General features: G+C 34.9%; 20 protein-coding genes and 5 tRNA genes. 4 read left to right on the forward strand and 21 right to left on the reverse strand.

The window, feature by feature from the left end; all coding sequences use genetic code 11:
• Positions 1-23: 23 nt before the first annotated feature.
• The 13 genes from E0W69_RS15875 to E0W69_RS15935 form a co-directional block, all read right to left on the reverse strand.
• Positions 24-710, reverse strand: a complete 687-nt coding sequence (locus tag E0W69_RS15875; protein ID WP_131331026.1) for a YoaK family protein — start codon at positions 708-710, stop codon at positions 24-26.
• The gene (locus E0W69_RS15880) at positions 700-1,155 is read right to left on the reverse strand and encodes a DoxX family protein (RefSeq protein ID WP_131331027.1); all 456 of its coding nucleotides are present in this window, start codon (positions 1,153-1,155) and stop codon (positions 700-702) included. The genes E0W69_RS15875 and E0W69_RS15880 overlap by 11 nt, the downstream gene beginning before the upstream one ends.
• Positions 1,156-1,165: 10 nt before the next feature.
• Positions 1,166-3,067, reverse strand: coding sequence for an amidohydrolase (locus tag E0W69_RS15885; protein ID WP_131331028.1), 1,902 nt, complete (start codon positions 3,065-3,067; stop codon positions 1,166-1,168).
• 12 nt (positions 3,068-3,079) lie between these two features.
• The gene (locus E0W69_RS15890; RefSeq protein ID WP_225321293.1) at positions 3,080-3,856 is read right to left on the reverse strand and encodes a M17 family peptidase N-terminal domain-containing protein; all 777 of its coding nucleotides are present in this window, start codon (positions 3,854-3,856) and stop codon (positions 3,080-3,082) included.
• Between the two features lie 12 nt (positions 3,857-3,868).
• Positions 3,869-5,251 (reverse strand): alginate export family protein, encoded by a 1,383-nt coding sequence (locus E0W69_RS15895; RefSeq protein WP_131331029.1) that lies wholly within the window; start codon positions 5,249-5,251, stop codon positions 3,869-3,871.
• Between the two features lie 17 nt (positions 5,252-5,268).
• On the reverse strand, positions 5,269-5,901 hold the full coding sequence (locus E0W69_RS15900; RefSeq protein WP_131331030.1) for a hydrolase: 633 nt from the start codon (positions 5,899-5,901) through the stop codon (positions 5,269-5,271).
• A 27-nt stretch (positions 5,902-5,928) separates the two neighbouring features.
• A complete protein-coding gene (locus E0W69_RS15905; protein WP_131331031.1) occupies positions 5,929-6,228 on the reverse strand; it encodes a phosphoribosylpyrophosphate synthetase in 300 nt (99 codons plus the stop codon).
• A 76-nt stretch (positions 6,229-6,304) separates the two neighbouring features.
• Positions 6,305-7,126, reverse strand: coding sequence for an alpha/beta fold hydrolase (locus tag E0W69_RS15910; RefSeq protein ID WP_131331032.1), 822 nt, complete (start codon positions 7,124-7,126; stop codon positions 6,305-6,307).
• A gap of 48 nt (positions 7,127-7,174) precedes the next feature.
• Positions 7,175-7,693, reverse strand: a complete 519-nt coding sequence (locus E0W69_RS15915) for a DsbA family protein (RefSeq protein WP_131331033.1) — start codon at positions 7,691-7,693, stop codon at positions 7,175-7,177.
• A gap of 2 nt (positions 7,694-7,695) precedes the next feature.
• Positions 7,696-8,157: a redoxin domain-containing protein gene (locus E0W69_RS15920; protein ID WP_131331034.1), complete on the reverse strand. Its 462-nt coding sequence runs from the start codon at positions 8,155-8,157 to the stop codon at positions 7,696-7,698.
• 154 nt (positions 8,158-8,311) lie between these two features.
• Positions 8,312-9,673 carry a sigma-54-dependent transcriptional regulator gene (locus E0W69_RS15925; RefSeq protein ID WP_131331035.1) on the reverse strand — a complete coding sequence of 454 codons (1,362 nt, stop codon included), beginning with the start codon at positions 9,671-9,673 and terminating at the stop codon, positions 8,312-8,314.
• Positions 9,674-9,685: 12 nt separating this feature from the next.
• Positions 9,686-11,887, reverse strand: coding sequence for a histidine kinase dimerization/phosphoacceptor domain -containing protein (locus E0W69_RS15930; protein WP_131331036.1), 2,202 nt, complete (start codon positions 11,885-11,887; stop codon positions 9,686-9,688).
• Between the two features lie 102 nt (positions 11,888-11,989).
• Positions 11,990-12,463 carry a Dps family protein gene (locus E0W69_RS15935; protein WP_131331037.1) on the reverse strand — a complete coding sequence of 158 codons (474 nt, stop codon included), beginning with the start codon at positions 12,461-12,463 and terminating at the stop codon, positions 11,990-11,992.
• A gap of 248 nt (positions 12,464-12,711) precedes the next feature.
• Between E0W69_RS15935 and E0W69_RS20630 the strand changes: the two genes are divergently transcribed.
• The 4 genes from E0W69_RS20630 to E0W69_RS15950 all read left to right on the forward strand — a co-directional run bounded on the left by E0W69_RS20630 (position 12,712) and on the right by E0W69_RS15950 (position 17,818).
• Positions 12,712-13,341 carry a GAF domain-containing protein gene (locus E0W69_RS20630; protein ID WP_225321294.1) on the forward strand — a complete coding sequence of 210 codons (630 nt, stop codon included), beginning with the start codon at positions 12,712-12,714 and terminating at the stop codon, positions 13,339-13,341.
• A gap of 35 nt (positions 13,342-13,376) precedes the next feature.
• Positions 13,377-14,318, forward strand: coding sequence for a sigma-54 interaction domain-containing protein (locus tag E0W69_RS20635; protein WP_225321295.1), 942 nt, complete (start codon positions 13,377-13,379; stop codon positions 14,316-14,318).
• Positions 14,319-14,475: 157 nt separating this feature from the next.
• Positions 14,476-16,899: a TonB-dependent receptor gene (locus E0W69_RS15945; protein ID WP_131331038.1), complete on the forward strand. Its 2,424-nt coding sequence runs from the start codon at positions 14,476-14,478 to the stop codon at positions 16,897-16,899.
• A 148-nt stretch (positions 16,900-17,047) separates the two neighbouring features.
• Positions 17,048-17,818, forward strand: coding sequence for an alpha/beta hydrolase (locus E0W69_RS15950; RefSeq protein ID WP_191967883.1), 771 nt, complete (start codon positions 17,048-17,050; stop codon positions 17,816-17,818).
• 56 nt (positions 17,819-17,874) lie between these two features.
• Here E0W69_RS15950 and nusG read toward each other — a convergent pair whose 3' ends face one another.
• From nusG to E0W69_RS15990, 8 genes are all read right to left on the reverse strand, one after another.
• Positions 17,875-18,489, reverse strand: coding sequence for a transcription termination/antitermination protein NusG (gene nusG / locus E0W69_RS15955; RefSeq protein ID WP_131331040.1), 615 nt, complete (start codon positions 18,487-18,489; stop codon positions 17,875-17,877).
• Positions 18,490-18,504: 15 nt separating this feature from the next.
• Complete coding sequence (secE, locus tag E0W69_RS15960; RefSeq protein ID WP_131331041.1) at positions 18,505-18,699, reverse strand: preprotein translocase subunit SecE; 195 nt, start codon at positions 18,697-18,699, stop codon at positions 18,505-18,507.
• Between the two features lie 81 nt (positions 18,700-18,780).
• Positions 18,781-18,851: transfer RNA gene (locus E0W69_RS15965), tRNA-Trp, on the reverse strand.
• 73 nt (positions 18,852-18,924) lie between these two features.
• Positions 18,925-20,112, reverse strand: a complete 1,188-nt coding sequence (gene tuf, locus E0W69_RS15970; protein ID WP_131331042.1) for an elongation factor Tu — start codon at positions 20,110-20,112, stop codon at positions 18,925-18,927.
• A gap of 130 nt (positions 20,113-20,242) precedes the next feature.
• Positions 20,243-20,314: transfer RNA gene (locus E0W69_RS15975), tRNA-Thr, on the reverse strand.
• Positions 20,315-20,366: 52 nt separating this feature from the next.
• A tRNA-Gly gene (locus E0W69_RS15980) sits at positions 20,367-20,439 on the reverse strand.
• Positions 20,440-20,489: 50 nt separating this feature from the next.
• A tRNA-Tyr gene (locus E0W69_RS15985) sits at positions 20,490-20,572 on the reverse strand.
• A gap of 28 nt (positions 20,573-20,600) precedes the next feature.
• A tRNA-Thr gene (locus E0W69_RS15990) sits at positions 20,601-20,673 on the reverse strand.
• Positions 20,674-20,768 lie beyond the last annotated feature (95 nt).

The raw sequence follows: 20,768 nt of genomic DNA on the forward strand, positions 1-20,768 counted from the left end.
TTAAAACTAATTGTTAATGACAATTACAATTTACTTTCTCTTTTATATAAAGAACAAAATACCAACAAAATTAATCCCGGAGCCAAAATCAAACCAAGTCCATAACATTTGCCCATCCAAGCGCCCAGTAAACAACCAATCAAAAATCCTGAAATGGTTACCATTTGTTTTTTCAAACTATTCCAGCCATCTATACGAAATTGCCCACCTTTTAATACATTACTCAAGTCCAGTGATGCTTGCGTAACATTTCCTGTCATCATGGTAGTAGGACCATGCGTTTCTTTTGCAAACATCTTTCCAAATGCATTTTGAAATCCTAGCCCAACTACTGTGATCATCACCGAAGTGTACATACATAATTGCGATTCCAAATTCGAAAAATGTGGGAGTAAAAAGCCCAATACGCCAGCAAGTATTAGCAAACAGCTTTCTATCAATAACATATTATATCTGTTAGAAAGTCTTCCTGCAAGTCTTCCCCCTATCATTACCGTAACTATAAATATGGGAAAAGAAATTAATTTTACCCATGAGCCTTCACCAGATCCAGAGGCCACCTGAGCTGCAAATACAACAAAATTGCCTGTCACATGTGCGGAAAAGATACCCTCCCCAGCTACAAATGTTAAAGTATCACAATAACCACCGATTACAGCTAGTAAAAAGGTGAGACAACTGATTGTTTTTACTGAATTTTCAAATACCATAGTCTTGATTTTTACTAATAATGTGTTCTAAAATAACTTGATCAAATGAATAGGTCCCCGCACCTAAAACTAATAAAAAAAGCAACGACAGTGTATACATATAAGGAACATCTCGTATTTCAATATTATCATGGCGATGCACTACAAAATATCCAATTGCTGTAACTCCAATCGTTGGCAATACCACTAAACGAGTGCCTAAACCCATCATCATTAAAAATGGAACAACCGTATCCGAAAATGTAGCTATCAGCCCATTTAACTTATCAGGCAATCCGAGCGGATTTGGAACATGCTCTTTTTGCCCATTTTCTACTCTAAATTTTTTCATGCCATGTACCCGAAATAACTCTAGCGCTAATAAAAATCGAAAGATTAAAACTGCAAGGTTATTTTTTATATTTCCTAAATCAGAGCTCAGGACAAAGTGAATGATTGAATTCATTATTTAAAATTTAGAAGGCAAAACAAGAACAACCCAATGCACCCCAAAAAGCGGTATAATTATTTACCGGCACTTCACTTTTACGTGCTTTATCATGCGCATGACCATGTACATTACAAGCACCAGCACAACAATGTAACATCGAAAAATCTACAACATCTTGACCGCTGTTTTTTGTTTTGGCTTTATAACTCGACAAACTATAATTTCCTTTTCCTTCATTATAAAAGCCATTGAAAGATTTGGTTGGCGACCAATCAGGTAAAATTGGAATGGTAGGTGGAGCATAGTTTGAAAATTTATCTTTTGCATACACAATCTTTCCTCCAACGATCGTCATTTCGGATTCAATATGTTTGATAGCTTCATCTTCTACGGTAAAATAATCACTATCCAAAACCGCCAAATCTGCAAACTGTCCGACTTTTATAGAACCTTTTTTATCTGTTTCTGTTGAGAACCATGCGCCTCCTTTAGTATATAATTCTAGTGCAGTTTCACGACCTACCGTTGTGTCAGGACTATACAATTGCATTCCTCCAACCGTCTTCCCCGTTGCCAACCAATACAGACCGAGCCAAGGATTGTAACTACTTACACGCGTTGCATCTGTACCAGCACCGATCGGAACTTCCATTTCTAAGATTTTCTTAACTGGTGGCGTTTGTGTCGCAGCATTAGCACCGTACCTATCAGTAAAATACTCTCCTTGAAAAGCCATTCTATCTTGCACCGCAATACCACCGCCTAAGGCTTTGACTCGTTCTATATTGCGCTCGTCAATTGTCTCGGCATGATCAAAAATCCAATGCAAACCATCAAATGGAATTTCTCTATTGACTTTTTCAAATACATCCAAAAAACGTGTAATACTTTCATTATACGTAGCATGTATTCTAAATGGCCAACGTTTTTCCACTAATTTAAGAACAACTTTTTCTAGTTCATCTTCCATCTTTTCTGGCAAATCTGGACGAGGTTCCATGAAGTTTTCAAAATCAGCTGCGGAAAATACCAACATTTCACCCGCTCCATTGTGACGATACATATCATCTCCTTGATGCAATTCCACACTATTAGTCCAATGTTCAAAATCTTCAAATTCGTGTTTTGGACGTTGTGTAAATAAATTATACGCGATACGAATCGTCAATTGATTTTGTTCATTTAATAAACGTACCACTTCATAGTCTTCTGGAAAATTTTGAGACCCGCCACCAGCATCTATCACACTCGTTATACCAAATCTATTGAGTTCTGTCATAAAATGACGTGTAGAATTTATTTGATAGTCTAGTGATAGTTTGGGGCCCTTTCCTAAAGTTGAATACAAAATCATGGCACTAGGTGTAGCTAAAATCAAACCAGTAGGATTACCATTCGCATCTTTTTGAATCGTACCACCTGGAGGTGCTGGTGCATCTTTAGTATACCCAACAGCATTTAAGGCTGCTCTATTTAAAAATGCGCGATCATACAAATGCATAATAAAAACAGGCGTTTCTGGAGCAATCGCATTGATTTCATCCAATGTAGGCATTCTTTTTTCTGCAAATTGATATTCCGTCCAGCCACCAATCACTCTTACCCATTGAGGAGAAGGTGTTTTGTCTACTTGAACTTTTAACATACGTAATGCATCTGCCAAAGAAGGAACTCCATCCCAACGTAATTCCAAATTATAATTGAGGCCTCCACGAATTAGGTGCGTATGTGAATCGTTGATACCAGGAATAACGCGTTTTTGAAGAAGATCAATTTTGCGTGTGGTAGTATCTCCATATTTATTCAAAATATCAGCATCATTACCCACAGCAAGGAATTTACCATCTTGAATAGCTACTGCAGATGCATTTGGATTTTGTGCATCTACAGTAGAAATTTTTCCATTAAATAAAATTAGATCAGCCATTTAGGAAAAATTTTAGTTGTTAATAGAAGCAATTGCACTTTGAATTCCATTTCCTGCAACTGTGAAAAATGCTGGCCCTGCCAATAAATACACCGTTTTCAATGGTTTTAATTTTGCCAAATTATTGTCCTTCAAATATTCCTCAGTACGGTATCCTTTTACAATACCTTTTACAATATTACCTGCTACTTCGGCTGTTGGAGAGTCAATACCTGCATCTTTCAAATCACTACCAAATGCGAAGTTTGTCACACCTAATTTCACCGCTTCTCTAGCGGCAACTTCACCTATATCAGTCATGATACCTGCATTAAATTGATTACGATCACCTAGTCCAATAATCAAATATTTTTTTGCTTTTAAACTAGAACCTTTAGGTGCATCTATTAATATAGTTTCGTATCGGCGACCTACAAAACGACCAGATTTACGTAGTTCTGTAAACTTGCCATTCATCGCTTTATCTAAATGTACTAAACCATTGAATTCCGCAGGCAAGGCTGGTGGAGCATTAAAAATATCCCCTTCCGTATATTCAAAGGCACAGACAACTTGCAAATCTGTCACTGTTGCGGAAGGCCCTTGTACTAAACCAATCATAGAAACACCATCCACATTACCCCAATTTTTGCTAGTTCCTGCTGGTGTTAATTTTTGTTTCGGATCAATCTGATTGATTCCTGTTGATTGTGCAAATATTTGTTGCTGAATGGGTGCAATGCCTGCAATCAAAAAGCCACTTATTATAGTTGCTTTTTTCCATAATTTACTCAAACTTGTCATTTTCATTTTATTATTATTTTAGAATTTGAAAGAAAGGCGAGTATTGATAAACAAACCATTTTTATGATTTGGTATCACATCGTCAATATAGTTACCTGTTTTAAAATATTGAACACCCATATTTAGGGCAATTTTATTTGTCATTGTATAGGTCGCACTTGCTAAATAAGCCGTACCTATATATCGTTTTTTTGAATCTACTAAGTTTAGATTCAACGTTCCACTTGGTCTGTAAATACCGTCACCTAAAGAATAGCGCCAGTTAAATACCACGTCACCTTGTAACATCAATTTAGCAATGGGACTATAACTCGCATATGGATGAATATCTATCAAATTGACAGGACCAATTTGCGGATTAAATCCAAAATATCCGCCTTTTGGATAAATGGGATTAAAGGTTTGTAACTTGCCATCACCAGCATGAGAATCGCCCGAGATATAGTCGTTGCGTATACTGATTGATGGACTTCCTTTTATTTGATCAAAATTATATCCAAACTCCGCAGCACCTGTCCACGCACTAATTTTTCCTTTTCCAAAATGCCCAAATTGATAAGCGCCTTCGAAATTATAAATAAAACCACCGCCATATTTATAGTATCTAGCACCTACAGTTTGGCGTCTTTCATTCGCTACGCCTTCTACAAATACGGAATTATCTCTGCGAATGCCAATGTAATAAAATTCTACATTTCCACTTTTGGGAATAATCCAATTGCCGTACAGTCCCCATAAATTGGCCTGCTTGCTGGATTTATTATCTAGTGCGCCTGTATTAATCGTATCCGCAGCCATTACGAATGCATCTACTCTTAATTGTGGAGAAAAATAAGCCAATTTTATACCATCGAAATACAATCTCAAATTGGGACCTTCTCTCACAGAAATCAGTCGACCACTTCCATAGTCCAATTCTTGTCGACCAATCCGACCAGTGAGCGTTTTTTTATTTTTATCAATAAACTTATAGTCCAAAAATAAATTCTGAACATTAAATTTATCTTCATCAATCATACGCGCACCATTCTTTCGACCACTCTCCCAGGCACTTCGTATTTGCCCAAATACACGCCATCGATTATTCAAATGCCAATCACCATAGAAATCGTAACGTTGTAATAAAAATGGATTAGTCCCAATGCCGAGTCTTCCCCAATCTTCATTATCAAAATATACAAATTCCGCACGCGCCTCTCCACCTAGAGATAAGTAAGATTGCTTTCCCGTCGGGATATATTTCAAACTATGATAAAATGTTTTAGAAGAGTCTTTCCAAGTGGAATAATCTTCATCAAAACGCATCAATTTAAAACTTTGAGCATGGGATTTTTCCATCATTAAAAATCCCAAACCCCCAAAGAAGAAAGTAATTATATAGTGTAATAAATGTTTCGCCATTTTTATTTACACTATAATTAGTGAGCTAACATTTCGTGTGCATATTGTACTCCGATGCCATAAGCTCCGCCATATTTTTTCATTAAATCGGTAACGGCAGCATAGGTTTCTTGTCGTGCCCAATCTCTTTGCAGTTCTAATACATATTGTACCGACGTCATTGGTTTCACTCCTGCATGTACCATGCGTTGTACTGCACGCTCGTGTGCCTCTGGTGTTACATCACCACAAGCATCTGTAATGACAAATACATCATACCCCTCGTGCAAGGCAGATAAAGCAGGGCCAACTATACACACACTGGTCCATAGTCCTGCTAATACTATTTTCTTTTTTCCTTTTGCTGTGATTGCTTTATAGGCATTTGCATCTTCCCAAGTATTCATCGTAGTACGATCTAAATAACCGGAAGTTGCTTGCGGATAAAAGGTTTCAATCTCAGGAAACACTGGTCCAGAAAATGATTTTTCGGCTACTGTAGTTACGATAGTTGGTACATTAAAAATCTTAGAACCACCTGCAATCAATGCAGTGTTGGTACGTAATTCGTTGAAAGCAATGCTTTTGGTTGCAAATCCCATTTGACCTTCGAAATCAATCAATACCAATGTATGATTATCGGGGGCTAATAAATCTGGAGACGGTTTCATTTTGAATAAATTATAGTTATTAAGTAGTTAAATTTTTAATTTGGTTATCATATCATCGGTCAAACTATCCGAATAAGTGCCGTAAGCATTTACCAAAATACCTCTATCGCCCGTGTTGGAAGAAATGCCATAAATAATTTCTTCTTCTTCTGGATCTGAATCATCTTCAAATCTAAAAACATGGTCAATTTCAAATGCCGTTGGATAAATTTTAGAACCCTCTAGCACAATACAATCATTATTTAAATCAAAATTTTGAGTGTACCCTTTTGCTTGCAACCATTCAATTGCATCCAATCCATTATCAAAGACGAATTCAGTTCGCATAATTTTTAATTTAAATATATTGTTGCTACAATAATTGTAGCAACAAATGTATGAATATTTATTTCAGAATGCAAAATTATTCTTCAATAAATGCCAAAAGATCTTTGTTAATTGTTGGAGCTTCGGTGGTTGGCATACCGTGAGGGAATCCTGGATAAGTTATTAATTTACCATTTTTCAAAAGTTTAGCAGATTTTACGCCTGCATTTTCAAAAGGAACAATTTGGTCGTCTTCACCATGCAGTACGAGCACAGGGATTTCCACAGCTTTCAAATCCTCCCGAAAATCTGTTTCAGAGAAAGCTTTGATACCTTCATAATGCGCTACAATACCGCCCATCATTCCTTGTCTCCACCAATTACGTTGTATACCTTCTTTCACATCTGCCCCTTCTCTATTATAACCATAGAAGGGAATAGTTAAGTCAATATAAAATTGGTTTCTGTTGTGTAATGTTTGGTCTCTGATATTATCAAAAACTTCCAGAGGCACACCATCTAGATTTGTTTCATTTTTTACCATAATCGGGGGAACAGCACTAATCAAAACTGCTTTTTTTGCGCGACCATTGGCATATTTATTTACATAACGAATGACTTCACCGCCACCAGTAGAGTGTCCGATATGAACGACATCATTCAAACCTAAATAATCCACTAACTCAGCCGCATCAGCCGCATATTGCTCGATATTATGCCCGTAGATATTTTGGCTAGAGCGACCGTGGCCTCTTCTGTCATGCGCAATGACTCTATAACCCTTTTGTAAAAAAAAGATGACTTGTGCATCCCAATCGTCAGAGGATAGTGGCCATCCGTGATGAAACATTAGGACAGGGCCTTCACCTTGATCTTTGTAAAAAATTTCTGTACCGTCTTTTAATTTGAGTGTACTCATTTTGATTGAATTTTAAATATTAATAAATAAGAAATTTTAGTTTAACATTTACGCATTGGAATTTTCTTTTAATAATTCTAACAGATCCTCCGCTCCTCCATTGAATTTTTGATTATTTATATAAAAAGAAGGCGTACCATTCACGCCACTGCGTACCCCGCTTTCAAAGTCATTATCAACCTTATCATTGACCTTATCAGATTGAATATCTTTTTCAAATTGAACCATATCCAAATTTAATTTAGTGGCTAATTGAAGTAAAAATTCAGAGCTCAATACATCTTGATTTTCATAAATAGCGTCGTGCATTTCCCAAAATTTACCTTGTAGATTTGCCGCTTCAGCAGCAAGTGCAGCAGGCCGCGCCATTGGATGCATTTCAGAAAGTGGAAAATTTCTAAAAACAAACGTTATGGCATCACCATATTCTTTTAATATTTTTTTTAAAATGGGATAAGCCGCACCACAATAAGGACATTGATAGTCTCCATACTCCACAATGACTAAATTAGAGCCATTGTTACCTATCAAATGATCTCCTTGATTTACTGCTGGTTTTAGTTGCATAGTTATTTATTTTTGAGATTTTCTAACGCATTTAAAATGCCATCTGCTCCTGGGTTAATTGCATCTGGAGAAAGATAATTCCAAGCAATAATCCCATTTTTGTCTATAACAAATAATGCTCTTTCACATTCTCCTTCTTTTTCATTATAAACACCATAAGCTTTTGAGACTGCGCCCTTCTCTTCAAAATCTGCTAGCAATGGGAAATGCAAATTTCTAGACTGAGTAAATGCCATATGACACCATTTACTATCTACAGATATACCCAATAATTGCGCATTATATTCTTTAAATAGTTTCAGCATTTCATTGTATAATGCCATCTCATCGCTACACACTGGACTCCAATCTGCGGGATAAAATGCAAGAATAACATTTTGCCCTCTTAACTCAGATAAAGTAATTTGTTGATCTGGAGTCGCGTACAATGTAAAATCTGGAGCTACTGAATTTATTTCTAACATAGAGGACAAGGTTTTAAGATGATAATAAACAATAATCAAATTCCGAACCTAAGATTATCCAATTGAATTTCAATAGATTATGAAGAAATGAGCAATTATAAAATTACGATATTTCGTAAATTTATACAAACTATGACGTAGGTAATAATACTGTTTATTTATATCCCGATTTTATACCCAGCTTTTTAATTTTAGTATATAAAGTTTGTGCAGTGATTTTCAATAAAGATGCAGCACCATTAATGCCAGAAACTCGACCTTCTGTCTGCTGCAAAGCCTTTAAAATATGGTCACGTTCTACATCTTCTAAACTATTCAATGGAACCTGAGTAACGTTATCTATAGTTTCATTTTTTGGAAGAGTAAATTCAGTAATGGATTTGCCTGAATACAAAACAAAATAGCGCTCAATTAAATGCTCTAACTCCCGAATATTTCCTGGCCAATGATAGTCAATCAATTTTTGAATTGCATTATTGGAGATGGCTGGTGCAGGCAATTGAAAACCATGAGAAAATTTTTCTAAAAAATGGGCCACTAATAAAGGAATATCGTCTTTTCGTTCTCTTAGCGGTGGCAATTCTATAGGAAAAACATGTAATCTATAATATAAATCAAGTCGAAAACGACCCGCTGCAACTTCTATTTCCAAATCACGATTTGTAGCAGCAATTACACGAACATCAATCGGAATTATCTTACTACCTCCCACTCTTTCGATTTCATTTTCTTGTAAAACACGCAGCAATTTTACTTGTGCATCCAACGACAATTCGCCAATTTCATCCAGAAATATAGTTGATTGATGAGCTTGTTCAAATTTACCCAAACGCCTTTGCATCGCACCTGTAAATGCTCCGCGCTCATGCCCAAACAGCTCCGACTCAACTAGATTTTGGGGTAATGCACCACAGTTTACAGTTACCAAACTATGGTTTTTTCGTTTGGAAACATCATGAATCATTTTCGCGATACGCTCTTTACCAGTGCCACTGTCACCAGTTATTAATACAGAGGAATTGGTTGGTGCAACCAACTGAACTTTATTCAAAACATCTAATAATTTCGGAGCACGGCCAATTATTTGATCTGTAGAAACGGAAATTAATGTTTGCTTTCGTTGATTCAATTCTTTTTCTACTTCTAGTCGATTTTGTGCAATTTCCAACATCAACAAAAGATTTTTCTCTCGGAAAGGTTTCACTAAAAATCCAAAAGGGCGCGTTAGCTTCGCCAACTCAAAAGTTTGTTGATTCGTATTTGCAGAAATATAAATAAATGGAATCTGTAATAGTTGTAAATCCTTCGCCAAATCTATGCCCGTCTCCGGACTAAGCAACATGATATCTAACAACACCCAATCTGGACGTTCAATAGCCAATGCATTTTTAGCTTGCATATAAGACGCCGCGATTGCCAATACACTATAACCAGCGGCTTCCACCATCATACGCAAATCATTAGCAACTATAAATTCATCTTCTACTATTAAAATTGTTTGCGTATTTTTTTTCATAATTTATTTCATTTATAGTTCTGTACTACGATAATTTACTTTAAAATTCACACGGAGCAAAACACCGTCATGTTTATTTTCAACATTTAATTCTCCTCCTAATTGCCCGGCTAATCCGTGCATCAAATTCATCCCAAGTGTACTATTATAGTTTATATTATCCGCCATACCAATTCCGTTATCTTGTACAGATAATAGATATTGTTTCTCTGAAAGTGACTGTAAAGAAATTTCAATGATACCTGTGGTTTTATTAGGAAAAGCATATTTCACAGCGTTACTAACCGCTTCATTCAAAATCAAACCAAGTGGAACCGCCTGGACCACATCTAGCAAAAGATGTTGGCAATGCAGATCAAACCGGATATTTATATGGTCGTCAAAAGTGGTTTTTAAATGAGCAACAAGTTCTTTTATATAGGAGCAGATTTCTACTTGCCCCAATTTTTCATCTTGATACAATAGTTGATGTATCAAAGATATAGCATACATACGCTGTTGACTGCTTTTAATTGCAGCAATAGCTTCTGCATCTTTCAAAAAATTAAGTTGACTATTCAAAAGACTAATTACAATTTGTAAATTATTTTTTACCCTATGATGCACTTCTTTCAACAACCATTCTTTTTCCTTAATAAATGTAGACAATTGCAGATTTCGCTCATTTATTTCTGCTTGCTTTTGCTCCAATACTATATTTGATTTCAATTTGTTGCGGTATAACAAAAACAAAAGCGCAGACAAAAGAAGAAAGACAAATAAACTGATTAGAAAGATATTTTTCTGATTTTTTTCTTGATTAAGTAGTGCATTATTTAATTGATTTTTCTGCATAAGAAATTGAATATCTTGATCTAGACGATCATGTTCAGACTGAACTTCCAACTGATCAAATTCACGTACTTTATTAATATTAAATGCAGAATCTGAAGCTAATTTGAAATTTTTATAGTGTTCTAATGCACCTTTAAAATTTCCAAATGCAGAATCATATTTATAAGAAAAAAATTCAAATTGCTTATTGTTAGAAACTGAAAACGGCAACTTATTCATCAATGATTTTGCCATATTCAAATAAGAATTTACCAAACTATACTGATTACTTTCTTGCAAATAATTAATAGAAATCAATGTTCCATAAAGTTTATTCGTACTAGAGACTGCATTGGCAGGAAGCAAATGTTGTACTTTTAGAAAGTAGTAATTTGCATTTGAAAAATCTTTTAATCCAACTAATATCTTGAAATAAAAGCAAGCATTATGAAATACATCTAACGTATCCTTTAGCGGCTCAAGCTTACTAGTAACATTTAATAATTGTAGTGCTTTTCTAAATTCATTTTTCTTATATAATCCATCCGTAATATTGTTTTGAAGTAAAATAATTGCAACAGTATCTTTATCAATTTTGGCAATACGCAATCCTTTATTAAAATAATCCATCGCTTGATTATAATAACCAATATTAAAATAAATCAAACCCAAGCGATTATAAATAGTAGCCATCAACGGCCCTTCATCTTTTTGCTCTTCACCAATACGCGCAGCTAATAAATTGAATTTTAGAGACGCTCCAAATTGATTCATCAAGTTGTAAGCTTGTCCGTATAGACTGTAAACACCTTGCAATCGCTTATAATTAACCTTTTTATATAAATCCAAACTATAATCCAAAACATGAATCGCACTATCAGATGCTCCATTTAAAATATATAAATCAGCCACAAACTGCGTAATAACAGCTTCGTCTAAAATAGCATTTGCCTCGTGGAAGAGTTGTGCCCCCTTTTTATACAAAGCAATTTTAGTGGATATTTCAGATTCATTATTGAATGTACCGCCATATTCAATGGTGGCTTTTGCTTGCTCTTCCAAACTTCCAGATTTTCTAAAACAAGCCATCGCAAGTTTGCTGTACATTCTTCCCTTCACACGATCTCCTTTCTCCCGGTAAGCTTCTGCCATCACCAGATAGCTATTCCCTATTCCGTTGAAAAAATTGCTGGCATTGCTGCGTTCTAATGCCTGTTGCGCTAGAGATAGCGCGGCACTTAAATCTGTATCATTATTCCCAGGCTTTATTATGTAATTGCGACTTTTATTGATTAACGCAAAAATTTGACTACTATCTTTTTGCGCAAATAAAGCCATTGGAATTATAGTAAGCAAGACTATAATAAATTGGATAGAACTATATTTTTTGACAAAATGCATAGGCAAAAATTAGGAAAATAAAAATACAAAAAGTACTATGTTTGTTTTTATAAACAAACATAGTACTCCTTCAGAAAATAATAAATACAAAAGTGTATTTATCTAATCTAAATGCGCACGGAGCATCCACGCCATTTTCTCATGTGTTTCCATCAACCCTGTTATATAGTCGCTACTACCTGCATCCTTCAAGGCATTAGCATAGCCATCTATATTTTCACGTAGATGAATTAAAATACTTTCATGATCAGACAATAATTCTTTAATATAACCTAACGAATCATTTTTTTCACGAGATTGTTCAGTTAAATGTGTTAATTCCAAATATTCTTTTAAGGTCGCTGGAGGGAAATGCCCTAAAGAACGAATGCGTTCTGCCACATCATCAATAATATCGGCCAATTGATTGTATTGCGCTTCAAAAAACAAATGCTTACTATGAAAATCTGAACCAGTAACACACCAATGCGCCTTACGCGTTTTCGTATATAATACAAATTCGTCTGCTAAAACTTTGCCTAAAGAAATAGCTACTTGTAATAAAAATTCTTGTTTAATTCCAATTTGAGCTTCCATAAAATGCTTTGGGTTATGTGAATAATTTTAAAAGATAGATCACTGATCCTACCTTTAATTAATAATCAATTTGAAAGCCAAATATTTACTTATTGATTATCAATAAAATAGCGAATTTACACTCATATTAAATTTACGATATTTCGTAATTTTACGATTATTGAATCGATTTATGCTGTAGTTTCGTAAAATAATAGTTCACTTATTTAATTCATACGAATCCCGCTCACGTTTTACAATTTATCGCAATGCCTACCAACGAACAATTCATTTCTCAATTACAACAGAAAGAGCAGCAACAAGAACATTTAATTTTATTGAGTGAAAAATTGGCAACTGCACGCAATAGAAAAGATTTGTGGAATGTAATTACGGCTCCACTACTTGCCTTTTTCCATGCAAAATTTTACACGCTTTGTTTGATTAATGAAGACGGAAAATCTCATGCCCCATTTTTATATAGTGATGAAAAGAACATCCTACAACGGACGGAAGAAAGCCCGATAATACATGGGGGATTGCCCATTGATGATGGTATATTTCAAGAGGCATTAAAAACAAAAAAGCCAACCATCTTCCACCTTAGAAAAGTGATGAAAAATACGAAAGTACCTCCCTACGTATATCATTGGTATAACAATGGCATTGAAGAAATGATGTTGGTAAGAATCGATATCGGTCAAGAAACTCGTGGCATGCTTTACCTATATGCATCTAAATTAAATTCTTTCCATAAAGAGCAATTTGAATTTTTAAAAAGTATCGCCAATTTTATAGGCATTTGCGTGAGCAACATTTTGGCAAATGAGAAAATAGAAATTCAACTAAATGCGATTCAACAACTAAAAAAGCAACTAGAAAAAGAAAACATTTTCTAAAGGAAGAACAACAATCTGACAAAAAATTTTCTGAAATGATTGGCAATTCTCCCGAAATACAAGAAGTGTATCAATTGATTTCACAAGTTGCTAAAGTTGATAGTACCGTTTTACTTTTAGGAGAAACTGGAACGGGGAAAGAAGTAGTTGCCAACGCAATACATAACACCTCAAACAGAAAAGATAAATTAATGGTCAAGGTAAATTGTGCAGCATTGCCAGAATCATTGATTGAAAGTGAATTATTTGGACATGAAAAAGGCAGTTTCACTGGTGCAATAGACCGAAGAATTGGCAAATTTGAATTAGCCAACAACGCAACTATATTTCTGGATGAGATTGGAGAATTACCCTTGCAATTACAAACTAAACTATTGCGCGTATTACAAGAAAAAGAAATCGAACGCATTGGCGGTAAGAAAACAATTCCTGTAAATGTGCGTATCATCGCAGCCACAAATAGAAATCTGGAAGCAGATGTAAAAGCAGGAAAATTCCGGAGTGATTTATATTATCGACTACATGTGTTCCCAATTCATTTACCCTCGTTGCAAGAAAGGCGAGAAGATATTGCAGCACTTGCGAATTATTTTTTACATAAATTTTCAAAATTGACGGGCAAAAAAGTAGAAAAATTTGCACCCAAAGCCATTAAAACACTGGAAAATTACAATTGGCCAGGCAACATTCGGGAATTGGAACATCTAATCGAACGAACTGTCTTATTAAGTAAAGATGTAGTAATTCAAGATATTGCCCTGCCTAATAGTATTCAACATAAACCAGAGAATGCGCTTGCCCTAGACCAAATTGTGACATTAGAGGCGATGGAAAAACAATACATATTGCAAATAGTAAATATTTGTAAGGGAAAAATATCTGGTGTCGGTGGCGCCGCAGAGAAATTGGGGATACCCTCTACTACCCTTATTTCCAAAATGCAAAAACTCGGAATCAAGAAAAAAATATTTAAGTAGATCACAACATCCGATTATTTAATTTTTAACATTTTCTGTAAAATTTCCGCATCTCGAAAATGATAATCTACAGAAATGGAGACCTTGCGCTCCGAATCACAGATAAACCTTCTCCAGAAGATTTTAAAATCATTCAGAAAAATTTAAAGAATCATAGATGAAAAAGAGTAGCCTTTTGTTAGGTTCTGCGTTATTATTGGCCTGTCAATATAGTTTTGCACAAAGCGAAAATAAAATTACAGGAAATATACAAACTGAATCTGATAAACCTTTATCCTTAGTAAACATTTCCATACCAAGTTTAAAAATAAGCGTATTAGCCGACAAAAACGGAAATTTTTCTATTCCCGTAAATGAGACATCAGATAAATTAACTATAATTTTTTCAAAACAAGGATTTATTACCCAAACTATAGAATGGGATCCACAAAAAAGAAATATACATATTACGCTTGTTGCCTACGATAAATTAATGGAGCCCGTCGAAGTCTTTGGCCGCCCTAATCATCAACCAGACAAGTTAGATGCATTGACAGCGATGCCATTAAAAGCAAATGAGCAAATTCAAAGTGTCTCAGTGATTTCTAATAGATTAATAAGAGAACAAGATAATCAAGACATCAGTGAAGCGCTACGTAATGTGGCTGGCGTAATTGAATTTTCTAATTTTGGTGGCATCGGCAATTCGTATACGATCAGAGGCATTAGAGGTATCAATACCTTGTTAAATGGGATTCAATTAGATAATGATAGTAGAGGCCATGGCGTACAGCCGGATATGGAAACAGTAGATAATATTCAAGTATTGAAAGGGATTTACTCCATGTCTCAAGGTCTTAGTAATTCACTTGGTTCTGTAGGTGGAGTGATTAATGCAGTAACCAAAACACCAAATTTCACAAATGCAGGATCCGTAGGAATCAGATATTCTAGTTGGAATAATGTACGTGGAGTATATGATATAGAAAAAACATTAAGCAACAAACTGGCTTTTCGTATTGATGGAGCGATGCAAGCTGGGAATGGTTACAGAGCAACTACTAAAAATGATCGCTTTGTAATAAACCCATCGTTTTTATGGAAGATTGATGATAAAACTTCCTTAATTGGAGAATTTCATTACCAACATGACTCTCGAACACCAGATCGAGGCACAATCAATCTTGCAGCGGATAGTGTCAATGGATTATGGAATATGCCTAATAATAAATTCCTAGGATTCTCTTCAGATCATAACTTAACGAATAGTAAATTTTGGGGATTAAGATTGACAAGAAATTTAAATAAAAATTTAGATTTAAAAATTAACTATTATGGATCAACATTTAATCAAGATTTCAACTCCGCTATAGCAGAATTAGATAGTAGTGCATTTAAAGCTACAGGCGAAAGGAATGTACGCTATAGATATTTAAATCATGTAACGGAAAATGATAAAAGCACAGTTATTAATGTTGCATTGATTGGTCATGATATATATACAGGAAAAATAAAACACACATTTCAAGCTGGTTATGATTTCAGACAAAGATCTTGGTACTCACAAGCCTTCAATTCAGCACCTATAGATACTATTAATATATATGAAAACTATACCAATACATTGAGTAATCAAAACCTAACATATACCGAAAATAAAGGTCGATATTACAATCGAAACTACGATGATTTTGGAATGTATGCACAGGATATGGTATTTTTTAATAAGTATGTCAGAGCGCTATTAGGAGTAAGATATAGTCATACCTCTAGTGTAGATAACAAAATAAATACTTATGGATCTGGTCATGGTATAAATCCTTTATTCGGTTTATTCATTTCTCCTATAGAGCAATTGAATTTCTTTGGATCATATACCTCTGTTTCAGATATCTCAACTGCAGAATATGTTGATCAAAATGGAAATAAATTAGGTAATACAGTAACTCAACAATATGAATTCGGTCTAAAATCAAATTATTTTCATGATCGCTTGCGTTTCAATGCAACTTATTTTATAATGAATAATAATGATTTTGCCTACCAATTAACCAACACTAGTACAGGCAATGTATACTATAATCAAAGCGGTAGTTTAAAACGACATGGTATAGAAACAGAAATAACTGGTCATGTATTAAATAATCTAGAAGTATTACTCGGCTATACACATGTTGATGCCAAATATGAAGGGGTAAAATCCTATGTGGATGGTTCTACACCAATGGGTACTGCAAAAAATACAGCTAATGGATGGGCTAATTACCTCGTTACTAAAGGAGCATTAAAAGGCTTGACAGTTAGACTTGGCGTATATTATGTAGGTAGTAGACCTGTGGACGACTTCTCAAAATCTACAAGTGTAAATGTAACTACAGGCGGAGGCGAAATCCAAAAAATCACTCCTGGAGTTCGACCATTTAATTTAGATGCATATACTACTGTTAATGCACAATTGGCCTACAACTATAAGCAATATACATTCAGAGCTATCTTAAACAATATTGGTAATACTAAAGGATATATAGCCTACTATCCTCAAGCCTTCTTAAACCCAACAGATCCAAGAAACTTTGGATTGAGTGTGTATTATGCATTTTAAATAATATAAAAGACACATTAAAAAGGGTTGTTCAGAAATAGAACAACCCTTTTTAATGCATATATTCAATACTATGTTAAAATTTGGAGCATAGTATGAACTTATTTAAATATTATCTTTACATTTTGCTTTCAGTAAAATGAAAATAATGAAAATAATATTTACTACACTCTTAAGTATTTCTACATTTATAGCTTGTAAATCAAGTCCCAATTCAACTAATACTCGTGATTCTACTCAACTAAAAGAAAATAACAATATCGTTTCACAAAAAGATTCGGGGCTCACATATTTAATACAAGTGCCAAGTATAAAGGCGGATAAATTTCCAATTATTATACTAATGCACGGCTTTGGAAGTAATGAACAAGATTTATTCGAATTGAAATCAGTATTTCCAGAGAATTTTATAGTTGTATCTCCAAGAGCTCCGATTACCTTACAAGATGGCGCATATGAATGGTATTCTAATAGAGATAGCGCAGGTGTACAAATACCCAACGGCGAGGAACTCAGCATAAGCGAGACTAAAGTCCTCGATTTAATACATAATCTAGAAAACAAATATCCTATTGATACAACTAAAATATATTTAGGTGGATTTAGTCAAGGCGCCAATATGAGTTATGCATTAGGATTAACAGATCCTAACGAAATTCATGGAATCTCTATTTTTAGTGGAAAAATATTAAGTCCTGTATTTAAAAATATACAAAAAACAGTAAAATTGAAAGATTTGAAAATATTTGTAGGCCACGGAAATGCTGACGACAGAATTCCTTATGAACAAGCAGTAAAAAGTGTAGATTATTTAAAATCGAAAGGGATTAAAGTAGACTTTCATACTTATAATGAAATGCACCATCAAATATCTGAACAAGAACTGAAAGATTTTCAAAATTGGCTCAAAACGAATTAAAACAAAAAAGCCTAAGGAATTATCCTTAGGCTTTTTAATAATATAAAAATAATCAATTAGATTAACTTTTCAACTTGTACATAGTTTAATTCAACAGGAGTAGAACGCCCAAAGATTTTTACAGTTACTTTCAAACGTTTCTTTTCATCATTAACCTCTTCAATTACACCATTAAAGTCATTGAATGGTCCTTCAATAATTTTAATAGTTTCCCCAACTATGAATGGTTCGCTCATGGTAACATCCTGATCATTCATTTCGTCTACATTACCTAACATCTTGTTTACCTCACTTCTACGCAAAGAAACAATATTTCCTTTACTACCTTTACCATCTGTAAGGAAATGCATCACATTAGTTGTATTACTAATATAGGAGATAATTGCATCTGAAAGTTTACCTTTCGCAACCTCCATCATTATATAACCAGGATAAAAGTTCTTCTCACGTACAATTTTTTTACCATTTTGTACTTTATAGACTTTTTCCATTGGAAGAAATAATTGCTTAACCACTTCATTCCAACCGTTACGAGTAATATCTTTATCTAAATATTCTTTTACTTTTCTCTCTTTACCGCTGACTACACGCAAAACGTACCATATTGTAGGCTCTTTCGAATCTTCAACTGGTAAACTGTTCTTTTCTGACTGTAAATCTGTATCTATCATAAAAGAATAAACTCCTTATTTAAAGAATGAATAAATAAATTTCAAAATCCAACTACTAGCAAAGTCCATAATCCAAACCATTGCTGTAATTAAGATAGTAGCTGCCAATACGATGCCAGTTGATTGTTGCAACTCTGACCAAGAAGGCCAAGTTACTTTATTCAACAACTCATCATAAGACTCTTTAAGATATGTAGAAACTTTATTCATAAAAAAAATGCTAGCTTTTATTAGCATTGCAATGTTAGGTAAAATAAATGATTTGAAAAATCAAAACTCACATAACAAAAGCACGGGAACAAGGATTCGAACCCTGATCAAAGGTTTTGGAGACCTCTATTCTACCATTGAACTATTCCCGTAGAAAAAACCATTAGCAAAATACTAATTAGCAAATTGCTAATGGTTTAAATATTTCAAAAATCTAGTTAAAGACTATTTGATGATTTCTGTAACTTGACCAGCACCTACAGTACGTCCACCTTCACGAATCGCGAATTTAAGACCTTTTTCCATAGCGATGTTAGTGATCAACTTAACAGTCAATGTAACATTATCACCAGGCATAACCATTTCAGTACCTTCTGGTAAGCTTACTTCACCAGTTACGTCTGTAGTACGGAAATAGAACTGAGGACGGTATTTGTTAAAGAATGGAGTATGACGACCACCTTCTTCTTTACTCAACACGTAAACTTCACATTTGAATTCAGTGTGTGGAGTGATAGTTTTAGGTTTACAGATTACCATACCACGTTTGATATCTTTCTTTTCAATACCACGTAATAAGATACCTGCGTTATCACCAGCTTCACCTTCGTCCAATAATTTTTTGAACATTTCAACACCAGTACAAGTAGATTGCAATGGTTTTTCAACCAATCCAACGATTTCAACTGGTTCACCAACTTTGATTATACCTCTTTCGATACGACCAGTAGCAACAGTACCACGACCTGTGATAGTGAAGATATCTTCAACTGGCATCAAGAAAGGTAAGTCAACAGCTCTTGGAGGTAATGGGATATATTCATCAACCGCTGCCATCAATTCATCGATAGCACCAACCCATTTTTCTTCACCAGCTAAAGCGCCAGTAGCAGATCCACGGATGATTGGAGTGTTATCTCCGTCGAAACCGTATGAAGTTAATAATTCACGGATTTCCATTTCAACTAAGTCTAACAATTCAGGATCGTCAACTAAGTCTACTTTATTCATAAATACAACTATACGAGGTACACCTACTTGTTTAGCCAACAAGATGTGCTCACGCGTTTGAGGCATAGGACCATCTGTAGATGCGACTACAAGAATAGCTCCATCCATTTGCGCAGCCCCTGTGATCATGTTTTTAACATAATCCGCGTGACCTGGACAGTCAACGTGTGCATAGTGACGATTAGCTGTTTCGTATTCTACGTGTGCAGTGTTGATAGTGATACCACGTTCTTTTTCTTCTGGTGCACCATCAATATCATCATACTTACGTGCTTGAGCAAGTCCTTTTTGAGAAAGGATACTTGTGATAGCTGCTGTAAGAGTAGTTTTACCATGGTCAACGTGACCAATAGTACCAATGTTTACATGGGGTTTATCCCTCTTAAAGGTCTCTTTTGCCATTTTTATCGGTTTTTGTTGTGGTTTTTAACAATGAAACAGTCCATAGCCCCACCGACCACAGACCAATTTTTTTCAATATTTTAAATAAAAATTGTCCTAATACATATTGATATTAGAACTAGCTTTTCAGAGCTGTTGATGAGACTTGAACTCACGACCTCTTCCTTACCAAGGAAGTGCTCTACCACTGAGCTACAACAGCAATGGTCGTTTTCATTAAAAGTCAAAATCAACAGAACTGACTTTATTCTGTGAGCGGAAGACGAGGATCGAACCCGCAACCTATAGCTTGGAAGGCTATCGCTCTACCAGTTGAGCTACTTCCGCAAATAATTTACAAACAAAGACTTGTCTCACATACAAGCCAATATTTTTCGTGGGCAGGAGAGGATTCGAACCTCTGAAGTCGAAAGACAGCGGATTTACAGTCCGCCCCATTTGGCCGCTCTGGAACCTGCCCATCGTCAGTTAAATTAATTAACAAACTGAGCCGCTTGTCGGGATCGAACCAACGACCTACTGATTACAAGTCAGTTGCTCTACCAGCTGAGCTAAAGCGGCAATTTAAAGAACTGTTTCCCTTTTTTGAATAACCTCACTCGTTATCGATTTGGGATTGCAAAGGTAGCGGTTAAAAAATACTAGCAAAATTTTTT

Source organism: Rhizosphaericola mali, from assembly GCF_004337365.2.
Taxonomy (GTDB): domain Bacteria; phylum Bacteroidota; class Bacteroidia; order Chitinophagales; family Chitinophagaceae; genus Rhizosphaericola; species Rhizosphaericola mali.